Annotated in this window: 13 protein-coding genes; 6 read left to right on the forward strand and 7 right to left on the reverse strand. The window is 28.3% G+C overall.

What is annotated here, in order from left to right:
- Positions 1 to 14: 14 nt before the first annotated feature.
- From hypF to CPEL_RS04380, 7 genes are all read right to left on the reverse strand, one after another.
- Complete coding sequence (hypF, locus tag CPEL_RS04350; protein WP_044598775.1) at positions 15 to 2,213, reverse strand: carbamoyltransferase HypF; 2,199 nt, start codon at positions 2,211 to 2,213, stop codon at positions 15 to 17.
- Entirely contained in the window at positions 2,194 to 3,708 is a 1,515-nt protein-coding gene (locus CPEL_RS04355; protein WP_044598776.1) for a Kae1-like domain-containing protein, read from the reverse strand. The genes hypF and CPEL_RS04355 overlap by 20 nt, the downstream gene beginning before the upstream one ends.
- A gap of 99 nt (positions 3,709 to 3,807) precedes the next feature.
- Complete coding sequence (pepE, locus tag CPEL_RS04360; RefSeq protein WP_065757278.1) at positions 3,808 to 4,632, reverse strand: dipeptidase PepE; 825 nt, start codon at positions 4,630 to 4,632, stop codon at positions 3,808 to 3,810.
- A 73-nt stretch (positions 4,633 to 4,705) separates the two neighbouring features.
- Complete coding sequence (locus tag CPEL_RS04365; RefSeq protein ID WP_044598777.1) at positions 4,706 to 5,371, reverse strand: M48 family metallopeptidase; 666 nt, start codon at positions 5,369 to 5,371, stop codon at positions 4,706 to 4,708.
- Positions 5,347 to 6,663, reverse strand: coding sequence for an MATE family efflux transporter (locus CPEL_RS04370; protein WP_044598778.1), 1,317 nt, complete (start codon positions 6,661 to 6,663; stop codon positions 5,347 to 5,349). The genes CPEL_RS04365 and CPEL_RS04370 overlap by 25 nt, the downstream gene beginning before the upstream one ends.
- A gap of 1 nt (position 6,664) precedes the next feature.
- Complete coding sequence (locus tag CPEL_RS04375) at positions 6,665 to 9,103, reverse strand: hypothetical protein (protein WP_044598779.1); 2,439 nt, start codon at positions 9,101 to 9,103, stop codon at positions 6,665 to 6,667.
- Between the two features lie 63 nt (positions 9,104 to 9,166).
- On the reverse strand, positions 9,167 to 10,375 hold the full coding sequence (locus CPEL_RS04380; protein ID WP_044598780.1) for a DUF2920 family protein: 1,209 nt from the start codon (positions 10,373 to 10,375) through the stop codon (positions 9,167 to 9,169).
- A gap of 89 nt (positions 10,376 to 10,464) precedes the next feature.
- Here CPEL_RS04380 and ftnA point away from each other — a divergent pair, with 89 nt between their 5' ends.
- The 6 genes from ftnA to CPEL_RS04410 all read left to right on the forward strand — a co-directional run bounded on the left by ftnA (position 10,465) and on the right by CPEL_RS04410 (position 19,302).
- Positions 10,465 to 10,959, forward strand: coding sequence for a non-heme ferritin (gene ftnA, locus CPEL_RS04385; protein ID WP_039618354.1), 495 nt, complete (start codon positions 10,465 to 10,467; stop codon positions 10,957 to 10,959).
- A gap of 110 nt (positions 10,960 to 11,069) precedes the next feature.
- Positions 11,070 to 11,705, forward strand: coding sequence for a S24 family peptidase (locus CPEL_RS04390; protein WP_044598781.1), 636 nt, complete (start codon positions 11,070 to 11,072; stop codon positions 11,703 to 11,705).
- Between the two features lie 166 nt (positions 11,706 to 11,871).
- On the forward strand, positions 11,872 to 13,809 hold the full coding sequence (locus CPEL_RS04395; RefSeq protein WP_044598782.1) for a cytochrome c family protein: 1,938 nt from the start codon (positions 11,872 to 11,874) through the stop codon (positions 13,807 to 13,809).
- 49 nt (positions 13,810 to 13,858) lie between these two features.
- Entirely contained in the window at positions 13,859 to 15,925 is a 2,067-nt protein-coding gene (locus tag CPEL_RS04400) for a cytochrome c family protein (RefSeq protein WP_044598783.1), read from the forward strand.
- Between the two features lie 68 nt (positions 15,926 to 15,993).
- Positions 15,994 to 16,587 carry a SoxW family protein gene (locus CPEL_RS04405; RefSeq protein ID WP_044598784.1) on the forward strand — a complete coding sequence of 198 codons (594 nt, stop codon included), beginning with the start codon at positions 15,994 to 15,996 and terminating at the stop codon, positions 16,585 to 16,587.
- Positions 16,588 to 16,602: 15 nt separating this feature from the next.
- Complete coding sequence (locus CPEL_RS04410; protein ID WP_044598785.1) at positions 16,603 to 19,302, forward strand: cytochrome c biogenesis protein; 2,700 nt, start codon at positions 16,603 to 16,605, stop codon at positions 19,300 to 19,302.
- The last annotated feature ends 3 nt before the right edge of the window (positions 19,303 to 19,305 follow it).

Below are 19,305 nucleotides of genomic sequence, written 5' to 3' on the forward strand. Positions count from 1 at the left end.
AAATATGAGTTTTATTAAGTTTTTAAAGATAAATAATGCACAAGTTGTCCTAGTGCAATAGAACTATCATTGCAAGGAAATTCCAATGAAGTTTTAAATTTGAATTTTTTTCTATATAAAATTTCTAATAAAGTTTTATTTTGAAATACTCCACCGCTTAAAATAACTTCTTCATCAAAATATCTAGAATAATCAATAATAAAATTTGCAATAGCATTTAACAAACCTGTGCTAATTTTTATTTTATCATTATCTTTTATAGCTTGTAAAAAAGCATTTTTAATACAAATTTCATTTTCTAAAATGTCAAATTTATAACTATAATCAAGATTTTCATCATAGTATTTTTCCATTAAAAGTCCAATTTGTGCTTCATAATCAAGTTTTTCTTGATTAAAAGCAATAGCTCCAAAAGCATCAATGATTCTTCCAAGAGAACTAGTATATAAAGTGCTTTGAGAATGAATTTTTTTTAGATTATTAAGTTTTGTGGGATTGATTTTATTTAAAAAATTATTAGCTTCATTTTCTAAATTTAAATCAAAAATCAAAGCTAGTGCTAAATTGGTGATGTTTTTAATATCTATATTTATAAGTTTAAAATTTTTAAAATATGCCAATCTTTTATAGCTTTTTAAATTTGCCTTAAAAACCTCTCCTCCCCAAATTTCACCATCATCTCCATATCCTGTTCCATCAAAAATAAAAGCTAAAACATCATTTTTGTAAATTTTATGCTCAAACAAACAAGCACATAAATGTGCATAATGATGTTGCACGCGAAAATTTTTATAATCTTTAAATTCTTTTACATAACTAAATTGTGGATGTTTATCGCTTAGTATTTGATCAAATTCCACCTCATAAGCATTTTGAAAAAAATTTAGAATTTTAAAAAATCTCTCTTGTATATCTAAATTTTTCATATCACCTATATAAGGTGAAATAAAAATTTGCTTCTTAAAAAAACACGCAAATTCGTTTTTTAACTCACTTCCTAGGGCTAGAATATTTTCTTTTGTATTAAAAATACCTGTTGTATTGATATAAAGTGGATTAATACCTCTTGAGGTTCTTAAAAACATCACTTTTTCGTCAATAACTTGAGCAATGCTATCATCACTTGAGTTGTGTATTGCTCTATCATAATCAAGATAAAAATCAAACACATCGTAAAGTTGCTCTAAAAGCTTTGTTTCTTCATAAATAATACTTTGCGAGCTAAGATTAGCACTAGTTGCAATAATAGGCTTTTTAAAATACTCAAAAAGCAATAAATGCGTCCCCATATAAGCTAACATAATACCTATTTTATTAGTATCTGGTGCTAAGCTTTCATGGATATTTTTACTTTTTAAAATAACTATAGGTTTTAAATTTGAAGTTAAAAGTTTTGATTCGGTTTCATTTATAAAAGCTAATTCTTGGGCCATTTTAAGATCTTTTGCCATGATAGCAAAAGGTTTTTTAGGGCGATTTTTGCGTTTTCTAAGCTCATTTATAGCATTTTCATTTGTGCTATCACAAATTAAATGAAATCCACCCATACCTTTAAAAGCTATAATCTTACCCTCTTTTAAAAATTTAGCAAGTAAAATAAAAGCTTTTTCGTCTTTGGCTAAAATATTTTGATTTTTATCTTTTAAAAAGATAGTAATTTTACATTTTGGGCATGAAAGTGGCTGTGCATGAAAGCGACGATTGTTAGGATCTGCATACTCATTTTGACAAAAAGAACACATTTTAAATTCATCCATAGTTGTATTAGCTCTATCATAAGGAAGTTTTTTAATAATGGAAAATCTTGGCCCACAATTTGTACAAGTGATAAAAGGGTATTTAAAACGCGGATTTTTTTCATCATAAAATTCATTATAGCAATCTTCACAAAGAGCAAAATCACTTAAAATCGGGCTAAATTTATCAGTTTCTTGCGAAGAACTTATACTAAATTCTTTATAGGATTTTTGAAGTTTTTTATAAGAAAAACTAAAATCATCTATCCTAGCTAAAAGTGGTAGTTTAGTAAAAATTTTTTCTTTAAAAGAATTTAATTTTTTATCATCACACTCAAGGATTATAACAACACCTAAACTATTATTATAAACTTCACCTTTTAAGTTAAGTTCTTTAGCTATATTAAAAACAAAAGGACGAAAGCCAACGCCTTGCACTAAGCCTTTAATATGAATTTCATATCCAAAGTGGGACATCACTTAACTTAAAAAATGGTATATGTTTAAACACATTTTTACTAAGACTTTTATGCTCAAATAAACTTCCACTAAGCAAAGCACAATCTGTTTGATTTTTAGCCTTTAAATCATCAAACAAATCCCTTAAAAAATAAGCCAAACTCTCAACAACACCTAAAGCTATAATTTGATTTTCAACTCCAGCTAATTTAAAACTCATCACGCTTCTTAAGGTTTTAGTATAATCAAATTCATTTTGCTCATTAAATTTAAAATCTATTCTAACACCTTTTGCCATTTTACTTTCATCTGCTAAAGCTAAAAGTTTTAATGCAGCATTTTGCTCATCATTATCAAGCTCTAAAATCATTCCTACCATACCAAAAAGACTAAAAAAACTATTAGTTACATTAAGATTTTTTTGGGGTAATGTAAATTCTTTTGTATAATTTGTTAATAATCTTTTAGCTACTTCATCTTGACTTATAGTTTTATAAAACTCATCAAAGCTTTTTGGCAGGCAAAGTTTTAAAAGATTTAATTCTTTATCAAGCAAGATAATATCATCATATTTTTTACTAAGTTCTAAAAGCAAAGGCTTTTTATTTTTAAAATCAGACAACATACAAGAAATTCTTGCAAAATTTTTATCCTCTTTTTGAAAAATTAAATTTTTAAACTCAGGCAAGATATAATCATAACCCTTGCAAATTAATAATTTATTTTCTATCAAAGCTACTTCAAAATCATCTTCAAAATGCTCAATCTTTTTAAAATTTAAAAATTTAACCCCTTCTTTTTCAAGCTCAAAACATATAGCAAATAAAAAAAGATTATCATAAATTTTCATTTTAAAATAATCATCCTTTAATTGATGATTTTGTCTAAAAATAGCATTAAATTTAAGTTTCATTAATGGTTTTTCAACACCAGCTAGTATTTTTAATTGCTCATTATTGCATGAAAAAAATGCATTAATATGTTTTGGATCGCTTGGCATTAAAAAATCATCTAAATTTTCATTAAAAATTTCAAAAGCATAAATTCCTTTTGAATTTTTAAAGTGTATTTTTTCTTTATTTTTTAATTTTTCTAAGGCTTTTTTTAAATTATCGTGAAAATTTTCTTTAGTGATTTTTATAAATTCATCTTCTATTTTAAATTCTTCTTCTACAAAAATACCCCATTCATTTTCTAAAAGCTCACCTTGAGTGTAAGCATTTGCATTAAGTCTTGTTAAAAAACTTCTTTTAGTAAAATTTTTTTCTTTTTTTATAGGTGTAAAATTTTCCTCTATAATTTTTAAATCAAATTTATCCAAAAAAATACTATGGCTGATATTTTCTAAATTAGAACAAAATGCTTGAATTTCTTCTTTTTCACCTTGAAATTTAATGATTATTTTTTCGTCTTTTTGCTCATAATCATAAATATAATTTTTAGCATAAAAATATAATAAATACTCAAAAATATCATTTTTAGATCTATAATCAAAAGTAATTTTTAAAAGCAAGTTAAAACCTTAAAATAAAAATTTAAAACATAAATATAACAATTTTAATTCTAAGGAAAGCTTAAAAAGCTATCTAAATTTTAGATAGCTTTTAAATTTTTAGTAGTTAAATTCTGAGCCTATGGCAATTTTTTGAATTTCTTTTTTATATTCAAGTTTTAAAAGCGGAGCGTTTTTGTCCATTCCTAAAACTTTTGCTTTTTTACCATCAAGTAATAACGCAACACCTTCAGGCAAAGCATATATAGTGGAATTTTTATTTACAATTAAAAATTCTTCTAATCTTTCCTCACGACTTTCACCATTATGTCCTACTGGTTTACCTGATATAAAATGTGGGTTGATTTGATGTGGAAAAATATTAAAAGTATTAAATGATTTTGGCTCTACAATAGGCATATCATTAGTTGTTTTCATAGTCGCACCCGCTACATTTGAACCTGCTGACCAACCAACATAAGGCACACCTTCGCTTACTCTTTTAGCGATTAATTCAACTAGATTGTTATTATAAAGTTGGTTTACCAACTCAAATGTATTTCCACCACCTACAAAAATCGCATCAGCATTTTTAACAATATCAACTGCATTTCCTCTATGCACACTAATTATTTGAATTCCTAAACTTTCTAAAGCTTTAGCAACTTGTGCTTCGTATTGCTCGTAAGTTTTTCTCACACCAGCATAAGGAATAAAAGCTATTTTTTTACCTTTTAAATTATTTTTTTCAACAAATTCTTTAAGCCAAGGTAAAGCATGGTTTAAATACCCTGTGTCTTTATATCCTGAACTTGAAAGCAGTAAAGCTTTTTGCTTATCTTTTGGAAAATCCACCATATCTGTTTTTGCATTTAGAGCAACTGAACTAAAAAGCATAGCAGCTAAACCAAGAGCACCTACCTTTAACAAACTTCTTCTTTTCATTGTTTTTCCTTTAAAAGATATTTAAAAACTATTAATTTTAATAAATATTTTTTTAAATTAAAATAAATTATTGCTAAAAAATAAGACTTTTAAGAAAAAGCTCTCTTTTTTTATAGTCAGGCATTAATTTATATAAAAAATCATAAAATTCTTTTTGATGATGAGGGTAGATTAGATGCGTAAGTTCATGTAAGATTACATATTCTATAGCTTTTGTAGGTTTTTGTATAAGTTTTAAATTTAAGTTTATATATGCTTTTTGATGATTGCAAGAACCCCATCTTGATATCATTTCTTTAATGCAAATTCTTTGCACCTTTCTTTCAAAGGCAAATTCCCATTTTTTTATAAAAAATTCAAAAATTACCCTAGCACTATGCCTTAAAAATGCATCTAAAGCCTTTTGATCTTTTGCAAAAAAAATATCCTTTTTTATAAAAACTTTTTTGTGATTTTCATCTAAAACTAGCTTGTATTTTTTACCCAAAAAATACAACTCATCGCTAGCTAAAACTACTCTTTTTAGAGCAAGTTCTTTTTCTTTAGTTCTAATCCAGTTTTCATTTTTTTCTAAAAATCTTAAAACATCTCTTTGCTCATAATACAGCGGTATACTAAGTTTGAAATTTAAATTTCTATCTATTCTAAGTCTTAAGTATTTAAGTTTTTTCTTTTCAAAAACAAAACGAAATTCTTTAAATTCTAAAATTCCTTTTATACTAACGCTTTGCCTTGCCATTTTTTGCTTTTCCATCTATATGAATTTACAATACCACGCAAAAATTCATCCGCACAAAAACCTATCCAAATCCCTAAAATTCCAAGTCCAGCATAAAAACAAAGCACATAACCCACAGGCAATGAAACCCCAAGCATAAACACAGCTCCACTTAAAAACGGAAACCTAGCATCACCTGTAGCTCTTAGTGAATTTACCATGACTATATTGAAAGTTCTTGAAATTTCTAAGAAGATTGAAAGGGTAAAAAGCGGTATCATAAGCTCTTTTAAACTCGCTTCAAGCTTTACTATATCCATAGTAAAATCTTGTAAAGCAAAATTTAATAAAGCCACAAAAGCACTTGCTATCACGCTAAAATATAAAGCCACCCAAGTGTGCTTATAAGCCACATTTAAGTATTTTGCACCGACTAATTTTCCAATGATAATCTCATTTGCCACGCTTATAGCCTGACCTACTAGCATGATAAGTAAAGAAATTTGAAAATAAATCGTTTGAACGCTTAAATTTTCTTTACCCAAGCTTGCTACAAAAGCAAAAGCTATGGTGTATTGAACAAACCATATCAAATGCTCCCCTGCTGCAAAACCACCGATATTAAAAATCTTTTTAAGCACATTTTTTTCAAGGCTAATCATTTCTTTAAATTTAAGATGAATTTTTAGTTTAAAACTAAGTATTGCAACAAGCATACAAAAAGCAACCAAACGCCCAAGTATATTGCTAAGCCCTACTCCAAAAAGTTCTAATTTAGTAAAATGCAAAACATAAAAATTCCCTATAAAAATAACTATATTCATCAACAAGGTAGTAAACATAACCCAATAAGCCATATTATAAACCCTGACAATAGCGGCTAAAACTATACCCATAGCATCAAAAAACAAACAAATTCCAAGCATATGCAAGTAAATTGCGCTATCTTTTAAAAGCTCATTTGGAATTTGCAAAAGATAAAGCAAAAGCTCTCCATGCCATAAAATCAAACTTCCACACACAAAGCCAAGCAAGGCATTTAAAAACAAGCTCTGATGTATCACCTTCCTAGCCAAAGTATAATTTTTAGCCCCCAAAGCTTGTGCAATCACCACACTACAACCCACACTTAAAAAGCTAAAAATAATGATAAATAAATCCGCTACTTGATTACCAGCACCCATAGCTCCAACCAAAAAGTTAGAATACTGCGAAACCATAACGGTGTTAATGATTAAAGAAAAATACCTTAAAAACATCTCAAGCAATATAGGCATACTAAGATGTTTAAGCGAAAGTTGTTTGCTAGCCATGTTAATCTCTCAAAAAACCATATTCATAAATTTTTGGTTCGATTTTTTTAGACAAGATGTCTAAAGTCAAATTCAAATCACCAAGTAAAATTTTATAATGCTCATCTTTTGCTTTACTAGGCATATTCATCTTGCCTTTTTCATTTCTACCTTGAAAAAATTCTTTTATATCATACAAAGAAGCATTTACTAAATACCCTGCCTTTTCTTTATGCGTGTGATAATACTTAAAAAGTTCTTTACCTGCTTTTAAAAGTTCTTTTGCTTCATTAGAAAATTCCACCTTGCCTAGCGTATCATCAAACAAAACATCTTCATTTTTTATCTTGCCATTTATAAATTTATACATAAAATCACTCTTAAATGCTTCTTGAGTAATGCCTAATTCTTTCTCACTAAAAGGTATGAAATGATTTACACCTTCTTTTGTGCTTATGCGATTTTGTCCATGAAAAAGCATAAAAGCAAGACAATCACTTTGAAATTCTTTATCGTTTTGATATGCTTTGTTTGGGTATAAAAATTGATCTCTATCATTTAACCAAGTAGCTTTTATAGCATGGCGTACTGAAAAAAATATAGCACAAACTATTAAATTATTGTAAGTTAAAAATATAGAATGCCCAAGATCTTTTGTATCATGCATAATATAAACAAGATTTTGGTGTTGAAAATCCATTCTTCCAGTATTCATCATGCCTAAATTCAATGGCATATTTTTATTTTTAAATTTAGATATCCATTTTCCTATATGCAAATTATGATTGCTATGAAAATTTTTCTTACCTAAAAAATTTCCATTTTCATTAAAAATATCAAGTTTTACCTTTTTAAGTTCATCTTTTTGACTCATATCCCATATCAAAAATCCTATAGGAAATTTTCCTTTTACATTATCAAAAGTATAAGAAGGTGCTAGGAAGCCTTTTAAAAATTTAGCCTTAAAAGTTTCTCTAAATTTAGAAAAATTAGAACTATTTACATATTTTAAAGTAGAAAAAGTAGCTAGCACAGCTCCATCGATCTCACAATATATTCTTATATAAAATTGTGCAAAAAGTTCATTTCTAGCACTGCTTAAAATATCTTTGTATTTTTCATAAACATAATTATCAAGACTAACACCTTTTTTATGCTTTCCACTTCCTGACATAGTTGATGTAGCACCTGCTTCTGCATAAGGTGGGTTTATAAAAATGATGAGTTTTTTGCGTTTGTTTTTATCTTTTAAAATTTCTTGTAAATTTGAAGGTAGTTTTGATTTATAAATAACATTGCCTTTATCATCTACTTTATCAAAAAATTCATCATTTAGAAAGTCAAATTGAAAAACATGCTTTTCAAATAAATTTGCTCCATTTTTTATACGCTCATGTATTACATCAACATCTGCTTTATCTATGGTAGAGCAAAAAATATTTTTTGCATTTGTAAAATTTGCTAGCAAATTTCCTGTCCCACCAGCAAGATCCCATATATAGTATTTTTCTTCATAGTCTTTACCTAAAGCCTTTGATAAATACTCACATGCTTTATCCACCCAAATTCTTGGAGTAAAAAACGCTCCCTTTCTTTCTCTAATGTCTTGATCTACAAGCAAATCCCTACGCTCTATCATATAATCCCAAAATTCCTCCAAAGGCGGACGCTCATAAATAGCCCAAAAATCTTTATGTGCTTTTTGATTGTCTTTAAAGCCCGTTTTTTCTGTAGCGATAGAGCCTAGATCTGTCTTTTTGGCATTAAATTCATAATGATCTTTTTTTAAGATAGCAAAAAGCTTTTCTACTATAGTTTGATTTTCGTTTGAGAGTAAATCAGCTAGATAAAAGTCCGCATCGATAATGCCGTTTTTCTTTGCTAAATCCCAATCTATACTTATGCTTTCTTTTACGCTTTTGCTCCATTTGTGATATATGCTTACAAAGTTGTTTTTGTCGATTTTAAATTTACTTATATTTTCGTTTGTTAAATTTTCTTTTATGAATTTTTTTAATTCCTCATCATTTTTTTTATAATAAAAAATCAAAGCTTCATTTAAAATTTCATTTAATTCTTTTAAAAGCTTTAAAAACTGCTCGCTTGTGTGATCGCTTGGTGTTACACTCCAATCTATGTCGTTTTTATAAAAAATTTCTTGAATTTTAGAAAAAGATAAAAATGCAATTTTTTCAGCATCAAACGCACCTATTAAAGCAGGTGTTTGCTCGGTGTGAAATTTATGCTTTCCTATGGTTAAAATAAGTTGAATGAATGATTTTTTAATATCACTTATGCCTTGCTTGGCTTCAGCCCAAAATAAATTAATCTCGCCTAAGTCTTTGTGCTTTTGCGTGATGATAAAATCTATCTTAGAACCAACTATAGAAAATTTTGAAAAATACACCTCACGCACTTTGTTTTTTAAAGTTTCTTCATCTAGCTTTAACCAATCTTGCATTTTTAACCTTTGATAATAAATAAACTTGCAATTTTAATCAAAAGAACATTATTTTTCAATTATTTATCTTGTCTTTTCAATATTTAAGAGAATTTGATTGTTTTGTTCTTTAAAGGTATAGACTAAATCATCACTTTTATATGAAATTTCTTTTTCATAAACATCATTTTGCGAAATTTCTTCCAAAATTTGCATTAAATGTTTTTTAATTAAAGTTTTTATAGACATTCCTAAACCATGATCTAAATTTTTAATTAATCTTCCATCTATTTGATCTTGAGAAGCAATTTTATGCAAACAAGCTTTAAAACCTAAATTGTCTAAGGCTTTATATAACTCTTCTTTATCTTTAAAAGGAGCTATCATATCATATATACTATGGTAACAAATATAAGGAATTTTCTTATAGTTTGCTTGAAGTTTTAAATGTTCATAATTACAAATATCTCTGATGAATTTTCTTGCATTGGAAAAATAAAAAGGCGAGTATTGATTAGAAGTCCAAAAGCTCTTAGTGAAAATAAATAAATCAATATTATGAGAATATCTTAAATGAAATTCATAATATTTAGTATAATCAATTTCCTTAGAAAAACCTAAATATACAAGTGGCGTTAAAGCATAAGAAGAATTATCTATTACACCATCAACTATCCATGGACATATTTTGGCACATAAATTTGCTAAATATCCTCCATGAGAACTACCTATCAAAACTACTGGAATACCCCCCCCCATTTTATAGTATTTTTTTGTATGTAATATAGCGTTTATAATATCTATTGCTTGTATTATGCCAAAATTTTGATATTCATTTTTACTTGGTTTAAATGTGGCACTAAGTTGCATTTTAAGTTGATCTTGGATTTTACCTACTGCTTTTTGCTTACTTAGTTGCCCATCGATGTATTTTAAATCATCATAAGAAAAATCATTAAAATTTTGCTCTATATTAAAAACTTTACAAGAATGCTCTAAAACAAATTTATCAATATCATTAAATACTATCCTTGCTCCATTATTTAACCTTGATCCTATACAATGATATTCAACACTAAGCACAACCACATCGTAAGCTTCGCAAATACTTTGTGCTAAATGCTTTTTATAATCACTCTGTGTATCTTCTCCAAAACCAGGGATAATACAAACAATAGCTTTCATTTCTTTGTTATCATCATAGCTAATGCTGTATTCTAATTTGTTTTCTCTTTTTATATTAAGCTCTATATCATCGCTTGAATTTATAAAGTGAGTTTGATTTATAATCATTTTTGAGCCTTTAAATTTAAAAAATATAATTTTACTATAAATTAAACTAAAAAATATATCATTATAAAATTATTTTAAAAGGAGAAAAAATGCTTTCAAAAGAAGTAGTGGCTTTATTAAATGAGCAAATTAACAAAGAAATGTATGCGGCAAATTTATATTTGAGTATGAGTTCATGGTGCTATGAGCATAGTTTTGATGGTGCGGGGGCATTTTTGTTTGAGCATGCAAGAGAAGAAAGTGATCATGCAAGAAAACTCATCACTTATTTAAACGAAACTGATTCTAAAGTAGAATTAAAAGAAGTTAAAAAACCTGATAGTGAATTTAAATCATTACTTGATGTGTTTGAAAAAACTTTCGAGCATGAGCAAAGCATCACTGCTTCTATTAACAATCTTGTAGATTTTATGCTTTCGAGTAAGGATTATTCTACTTTTAATTTCTTACAATGGTATGTAAGCGAACAACACGAAGAAGAAGCACTTTTTAGAGGCATAGTAGATAAAATCAAACTCATAAGCGATAATGGCAATGGTTTATACATGGTAGATCAATACATCAAAAGCTTAATTAATAAATAATCTTTCAGCTTCTAAAATAAAATTTAGAAGCTAATTTTCTTTCATTTTAAAAGAATTATTGCAAAATAAAAGTAAATTTGCTAAAATACTTTTTATTTAAAAGGACTTTTATGCAAATGACTGAAATTACTGATAAACTTAAATTTATACTCCAAAAAGAAGGTATAAAAAACGCTAAAGACTCTGATGTAGCTAAAGTGCTAAATATCAATCCTGATACCTTTTATGGTATGAAATTTAGAAATTCCATACCATATAAACAAATATTAAATTTTTTAAATGAAAGAAACATCAATATCAATACATTTTTTTATGAAATTTCCCTTGAAAATAATACCCCAACACTTGATCTAAACTATAATGTTTTAAAATATTACGATGTAAATGCTTCTATGGGAGGTGGTGCTTTAAATGATAATGTTAGTTTTTCTGAGGTGATTATAGATGAAAAATTAAGTGATTTTTTTGGCTCAAAAGATTGTGATATTATCCCTTGTATAGGCGATAGTATGGAGCCTGAAATAAAAGATGATTCCTTGTGTTTGGTAGATAAAAACAAAGGTTTTAAAGATGGTGGGGTTTTTGCAGTAAATACTAGAGATGGTTTATTTATAAAACAAATTTTTAAAAGCAACAAAGGAGGAGTTTATTTACACTCATTTAATCTTAGCTATGCAGATGTGCATTATCAAAATGGAGATTTTTTAATCGTAGGTAAGGTTGTAGGAACTATTAGTAGAATTTAGTTAAAAGTGTTAATTAATAATTTTTATTAACTATAAATAAAAAGTTAATAATAATAGCAATTTAAGTTAACTTTTATATAAAAAAAGTAACAATTATACTTTAAAAGTTAACAAATAGAAAATAAGAGTGTTTTTATCTGTTAACAAACCATATGAAAGGGAAGTTATGAAACACAAGTTAGCTAAAGTTGCTACTTATGCTTGTTTGGCTTTGAGCATTGGTTTGAGTACTCAAGTTTTTGCATCTTCACAGCCTAGAACTCTTGAAGGTTATGTAGAGCAAGAGGATGCTTTTTTTGATTATCTATATAAAAACCATCCAATCTTTAAATATGAAAAAGATGGGCGTTTAGTAGGTAAATTTACACATAGCGATAGAACAGAAAATTGGGTGGAAAATCAAAATGGCCCAAAATTCGCAAAAGAACATGGTTTAGAAAATGCTTCAATTACTTATCGCTTGCCTTATGAGTCTTTTTTGGATTTTCCAAACAAATTCGTAGGTCCTAAAAAATGTGGTGAGTGTCATCCTGCCCAATATGCTTCTTGGGAGCGTTCACGCCATGCAAAAACAGTGCGTTTTCCGCATGAAATGGAAGAAGTTGGCGGTGCTAGTGGATTAAAAAAACCTATGTATAATTCTCAAGCTACCATTTTGCCTGATGGAATTTATCCAGATGATGTTTATGCCTTGATTGGAACTCCAAGAACTAAATATGGTTTTATTGATAAATGGCTAGTTCGTGGAACTTACCATGTAGAAGATGGAAATTTAAGTAACTTAACCGGTAAATTAACTGCTGGAGGTAATCAATTTTCAAGACTTTGGAGTGAATTTTTAACTCCTGATATGGCACAAAAAATAGCAGCTTTTGCCCCTGGTTTTCCTACAAAAATGGAGGATTTTGGCGGTAATGGTTCTCAAGTTTGGGGAACAAATTCTTACGCAGCAAGTTATAAAGAAAAAGCACTTTTTCAACCTGCAACTGCATATTGTGAAACCTGTCATACTTTTAAATTCGACTTCAAGAGTAAAGAAGAATTTTATAAAGCATTAGGTAATCCAAAAGAACTTCAAAAACATACAATTTCAAAAGGTATTACTTGTGAAGAATGCCACGGGGCTGGAGCTCACCTTTATGGTGCAAGAGGTGCTGGTATGCCATCAAATTGTGAAAGATGTCATCAAAGATTTTCATACAACGAAACTGATGCAAAAATAAATCCAAGAAAACCTTTCAATGCATATTTTAAATCAAGTTGTCCAGCATGTGGAACAGAAGGTGCTCAAATGTATTCTTCAGCACACTATGATAAGGGCATGAGATGTTCAACTTGCCATGATCCACATGAAGTAACATTTAATGATTGGAAAAGTGGCTATACTAAAACTAAACTTAAAAAAACATGTAAAGATTGTCATGAAACACAAGCAAGCTTTTTCAAAAAAGGCGGAATTCATGCAAAAGATAGCTGTACAGCTTGCCATATGCCAAATATGATGAGTTGTGAGAATTTTGCGGCTGTTCAAAATCCTGATAAAGGTGGTTTTGATAATGTTAGAGCTTCTCATATATGGAATATAAAAGTAGATAAAACAGCAAAAACACTCAACCCACCAGAAGGCAAAGAAAGATCACCTAAAGTTGGTGGATGGACTATAGCTAGAGATGATGAGGGTAAATTCTTCCTTGATTTAATGTGGAGTTGCGGTAGAACAAGTTTTAGTGATATTAATTTAATGGGTCCAGGTGCAAGTGGTTGCCATAGTGCTGTTCAATCAACCTTACCTGAAAAATTACATTTTACAAACCAAGAGATGATTTATGATAAAGTAATGGAGTGGCAAAATCCTGTTAAAGAAGGATATGAAAAAATTAGAAAAGCTATTGCAGATATAGATAAGAAATTTGCTGAAAAAACAAATCTTTCTGTAGAGAAAAAATCAAGAATTTTAAATCTTACCAATCAAGCACAAGCTATAGCAGATAGATTGGAAAAAGATGGATCTTGGGGCGTTCATGGACCTGCTTATTCTAAAAAAATCATCGAAGAAGCTTTAATTTATACCCAAGAAGCTCAAGGTATCCTAAATGGTAGATAAAACACAGGAAGAATTACAATAATTCTTCCTATAACTTAAGGAGTAAGTTTTGAAAAAATTAATGACTAAAATTTTTATCATTCTTTTTACTCTTTTTCTGCCATCAGGATTTGTATTTGCTGAGGCAAATGGAGAAATTGGATCGATAGAAGGTGTAAAAAGCATTAGTTTATCACAAGCTGAAAAACTACTTGATCAAAATAATACTTATTTTTTTGATGTAAATTCAGAACAAGATAGATATGCTAATGGTTATATACCAAATTCTATATCAACTTATGTTGAAAATTGGCAAAATTTATTACCTAATGATAAAAATGCAAATTTGGTATTTTATGGTTTAAATCGTTTTAGATTTGAAGCTTCTCAAGCTGCAGCAGTTGCAATTGAACTTGGTTATAAAAATTCAGTTGTAATGTTAGATGGTATAGAAGCATGGGCTACTTCTGGTAGAAAAGTAGAAAAAATAGACACTATCAAATGGGAAAAAGCTAAAGATATTATCGAATTTAAAGATACTATACATTCTAGATTTAAATTTAGCAATACTCCATCATGTCGTGATTGTCACGCACAAAGTGGTAAAGGAATTAGAGCAGATATTGCAGCTAGCAAAAATTTAATTAATCAAAAATGTGCAACCTGCCATGAAAAAGCAAGTAATGCTTTAGCAAAAAGTGCTCATGGAGTTGAAAATTTTTTACCAGTTCAAAACGGAGAAAAGAAAAAAGAAAAGCCTTCATGTGCAACTTGTCACTCTATACATGTAACACCTAAACACTCAGGAATTTTTTCTCAAAAGCAACTAGTAGATCAAAAATGTGCACAATGTCACAAACAAAAAACAAAAACTTTTCATATGACATTTCATGGTAAAGGTATGGTTTTAAGCACACCAGGTGAAACTCCAAGTGTGGCTACTTGTTCTGATTGCCATGGTAAGCATAATATTTTAAAATCAAGTGAAAGAAATTCAACTTTATCACCAATTAATCGTGTTGAAACTTGCAAATCATGCCACCCAAATTCTAATGAAAATTTTGCCAATTGGATGGCACATGCTGATCATAGTGATGGACAAAATTATCCAGGTTTACACGGAGCATATATATTTATGACTGCTTTGGTGATTTCTGTATTTGTTTTCTTTGGAGCTCATACTATACTTTGGTGTATTAGATTGATTGCTATGCGTATTAAGTATCCTAAAGAATGGAAAGAAGCAAGAAAAGCAGCACATGAAGATAAGGTAAAAATAAGAAGATTTAGCACTTTTCACAGAATTCAACACTTTTTTATGGCAACAAGTTTTCTCGGGCTTGCATTCTCTGGTTTACCGCAAAAATTTTATGATGCGCCTTGGGCTAAACCAATGATAGATTTAATGGGAGGAGATATAATTGATGCTGCTACAATTCATCATATATCTGCAATAATAATGTTTGCAGTATTCTTCTCACACATTGGAGAAATAATCATAGTTAATTGGAAGCGTCGTGATGTAGCTAGAGATCCTAAAACTGGTAAAATAAGCATTATGAATGTTTTAAGAGCTACTTTTGGTCCTGATTCTTTAATGCCAAATTGGCAAGATTTTAAAGATATGAAAGATCATTTTAAATGGTTCTTTGGGTTTGGTCCAAGACCTCAATTTGATAGATGGACTTATTGGGAAAAATTTGATTATTTAGCTGTATTTTGGGGTATGTTTATCATCGGAATTTCAGGGCTTATTTTATGGTTCCCTGCTTTCTTTGGTAAATTTTTACCAGGTGAAGCAATAAATCTTGCTACATTGTTACATTCAGATGAAGCTTTACTGGCAACAGGATTTATTTTTGCTATACACTTTTTTAATACACACTTTAGAGCAGATCGCTTCCCTATGGATATGGTGATTTTCTCAGGTAGCATTAGCGAAGAAGAAATTAAACAAGAAAGAAGTGTTTGGTATAAACGCTTAAAAGAAAGTGGAAAGTTGGCAAAACTTTATGAAACAAAAAGTAATTTTTCAGCTTATAAATGGCTTGCAAAATTAGCTGGTTTTGCTATGCTTATTATTGGTTTAATCTTTTTATTCTTAATGCTTTATACTTTCGTATCTACAATAATGTAATTTACAGCCTTATTCGCTATAATAGCGAATAAGGTTTTCTTCCTTTATTTTTTATAAGGATTTAAAATATGTTTTACAAAATAATAATTATTAGTTTAATTGCTTTATTTATTAGCGCATGTGATGAAAAAGTTGATACGAATTTGATATCAAGCGGTGCCAAATTTACAAAAGAGTATGCTCAACAAACAAATGATATAGATAAAAAATCCTATCAAGAGATTGCACATTTGTTCAAAGATAATACACAAATTCAAAGTAAAGAAAAAAATATTTTAATTATTTTTAGTGCAAATCATTGCGTGTATTGTGATAAATTAAAAGAAGAAATTCTAAATGATAAAAAACTACAAAATTTAATCAAAGATGATTATAATTCTTACTATATCAATATTAGTTATAAAAAAATTCATACATTTAACAAAAACCATACAAGCGATTTAAGTACGGCTGAACTTTCTAGTTTATATAACATTGTAGCAACTCCAACTATAGTAATACTAAATAAAAACAGCCAAACACTTTTTAATTATCCAGGTTTTATTAGTGCTAAAAGACTAAAAGCTACTATGGAATTTTTAAATAAAGATGATATTAAAAATTTAAGCGAAGAGATAATTGCTAAAAAACTTTTACATTTTTATAAAGAAAATAATATTTAATCAAATGGAGAAATAATGCAATATTTTTTTTCATTTTATATGAGTTTTTTGTTGATGTTTTTGTATGCTCTAGTTTGTGCTATAGCTACATTTATAGAAAATGATTATGGAGTTAGCGCTGCAAAAGCTTTAATTTATAACAATGCTTGGTTTGATATCTTGCATTTATTATTAGGGCTTAACCTACTTGGTATAATTTTTTATGCAAAACTTATACAAAGAAAAAAATATTCAAGTTTAATTTTACATTGTGCTTTACTTGTAATTTTACTTGGTGCTGCCATTACAAGATACTTTGGATTAGAAGGTGGAATGCATATAAGAGAAGGGGAAAATTCCAATACCATAGTAACAAGGGAAGAATTTATTAAATTAATTGATTATGATCAAAATATTAGTTATGAATTTCCCATTAGCTTTAGCACTCTTACTCAAAGACATTTTCAAGAAAAAATACCATTAAATAACGAAGAAATAATCCTAAGCTCAAAAAAATATACTCCCCAAAAAGATTCCATCACTCCAGCAGTTTTAGAGATAAATCTACACTATAAAAACACAGATAAACTTATATTTTTAAGCCCAAATTTTTCAAATAAAAATATGGAAAAATACACTATCAATAATAAAACTATCGGTATTCAATGGGGGCCAAAAGAAATTAAGCTTCCATTTGCACTACATCTTGATGATTTTATTTTAGAGCGTTACTTAGGCTCTATGAGTCCTTCATCATATCTTTCTAAAATCAAAATTATTGATTATGATAAAAATGCAAATTTTTCATATGAAATTTTCATGAATAATGTGCTTGATTATGGTGGTTATAGATTTTTTCAAAGTTCTTATGATCAAGATGAGCAAGGAACTATACTTTCGGTTAATAAAGATCCAGGAAAAATTCCTACCTATATAGGCTATGCTTTGCTTATAATAGGATTTTTATGGATTTTATTTGATAAAAACTCAAGATTTACAAAACTTTCTAATTTTTTAAAAAAAAGACAAAGTATAGCTATTATTATTTTATGCTTGATTAGTTTTAAAAATCCATCATTTGCACAAGATAATAAAGAACAAATCTTGGATTTAATTGCCCATGTTCAAAAAAATTCTTATCAACATTCTTTGGATTTTGGAACTCTTTTAGTTCAAGATTTTAATGGAAGAATCAAGCCTTTAGACACACTTGCAATGGAATTTATCCACAAAATAACACAAAAAGATGATTTTTTAAATCTTAATTATAATCAAATTTTTTTAGCTATGATGATATATCCAAAAGAATTTAGACAAATTAAAATGATACCAACTAAAACAAAGCAGCTAAGAGAATTAATAGGTGTAAATCCAAATGAAAAATATTTAGCCTTTGATGATGTTTTTAATGAGGGTATTTATAAACTAACAAATTTGGTAGAAGAAGCTAATAGAAAAAAACCTAATTTAAGAACCCAATTTGATAAAGATGTATTAGCTTTAGATGAAAGAATAAATCATGCATATTATATTTATAGTGGAAGGGCTTTAACAATTTTTCCTGATGTTACAGAACAAAGTTTAAAGTGGTTTTCACCTACCCAAATTTTACCTTTTGCAAAGGAAGATACAGAGCGTATTCAAACACTTTTGGTTAATTATTTTTTAGAAGTCCATAAAGCCATAAAAACAAACAATTGGCAGAATGCTAATGAAAATTTACAAACAATAAAAGATTTTCAGCTTCATTATGGTAGTCAAGTTATACCCAAAAAAGAGCGTATAGAACTTGAAATTTTACTTAATCATTATAATATATTTGACAATCTAACCTATATTTATATCAGTTTTGGTTTTGTTTTTATGGTTATTAGCTTTTATTTTGTAATTAAAAACATTCAGACAACTAAATTAGTTTATAAAATTTTTTATTTTACCTTGGTTGTTTGCGCTATAGTTCATGCTTTAGCTTTAATTATTAGATGGTATGTAGGAGAACATGCTCCTTGGAGCAATGCATATGAAAGCATGATTTATATTGCTTTTTCATGCATAATCAGCGCGGTTGTGTTTTTTAAAAATTCTCCTTTTGCACTTTGTGCTGCTAGCATGTTAAGTGGAATTTCTTTATTTGTAGCACATCTTGGTTTTATGGATCCTCAAATAGGAAATTTAATCCCTGTTTTAAAATCATACTGGTTGAATATACATGTGTCAATTATTACTGCTAGTTATGGATTTTTAGCCCTTTGTTTCATGGTTGGTTTATTTACTTTACTACTTTTTATTTTTAGAAAAAATAATGAAGTTATAGATCAAAATATTATAAAACTACATTGTATCAACGAAATATCTATGATTATAGGGCTTGCAATGCTTACTATAGGAAATTTTTTAGGTGGAGTTTGGGCTAATGAAAGCTGGGGAAGATATTGGGGATGGGATCCAAAAGAAACTTGGGCTTTAATTTCCATTGTTATTTATGCTATGGTATTGCATTTAAGATTTATTTTTAAAGCATATTATATATATGTATTTGCAAGCGCAAGCGTGTTAGCTTTTTATAGTATTTTAATGACTTATTTTGGAGTTAATTTCTACCTATCAGGACTTCATTCATATGCCAATGGAGATTTTATTCCTATACCAACTTTTGTCTATATTTTGGTGTTAATTAATTTAATTTTGATTATTAGTGCAGGTTTTAAACGGGATTTAAAAATGCCTAGTTTTTAAAAA

This window comes from Campylobacter peloridis LMG 23910 (assembly GCF_000816785.1).
Taxonomy (GTDB): Bacteria; Campylobacterota; Campylobacteria; order Campylobacterales; family Campylobacteraceae; genus Campylobacter_D; species Campylobacter_D peloridis.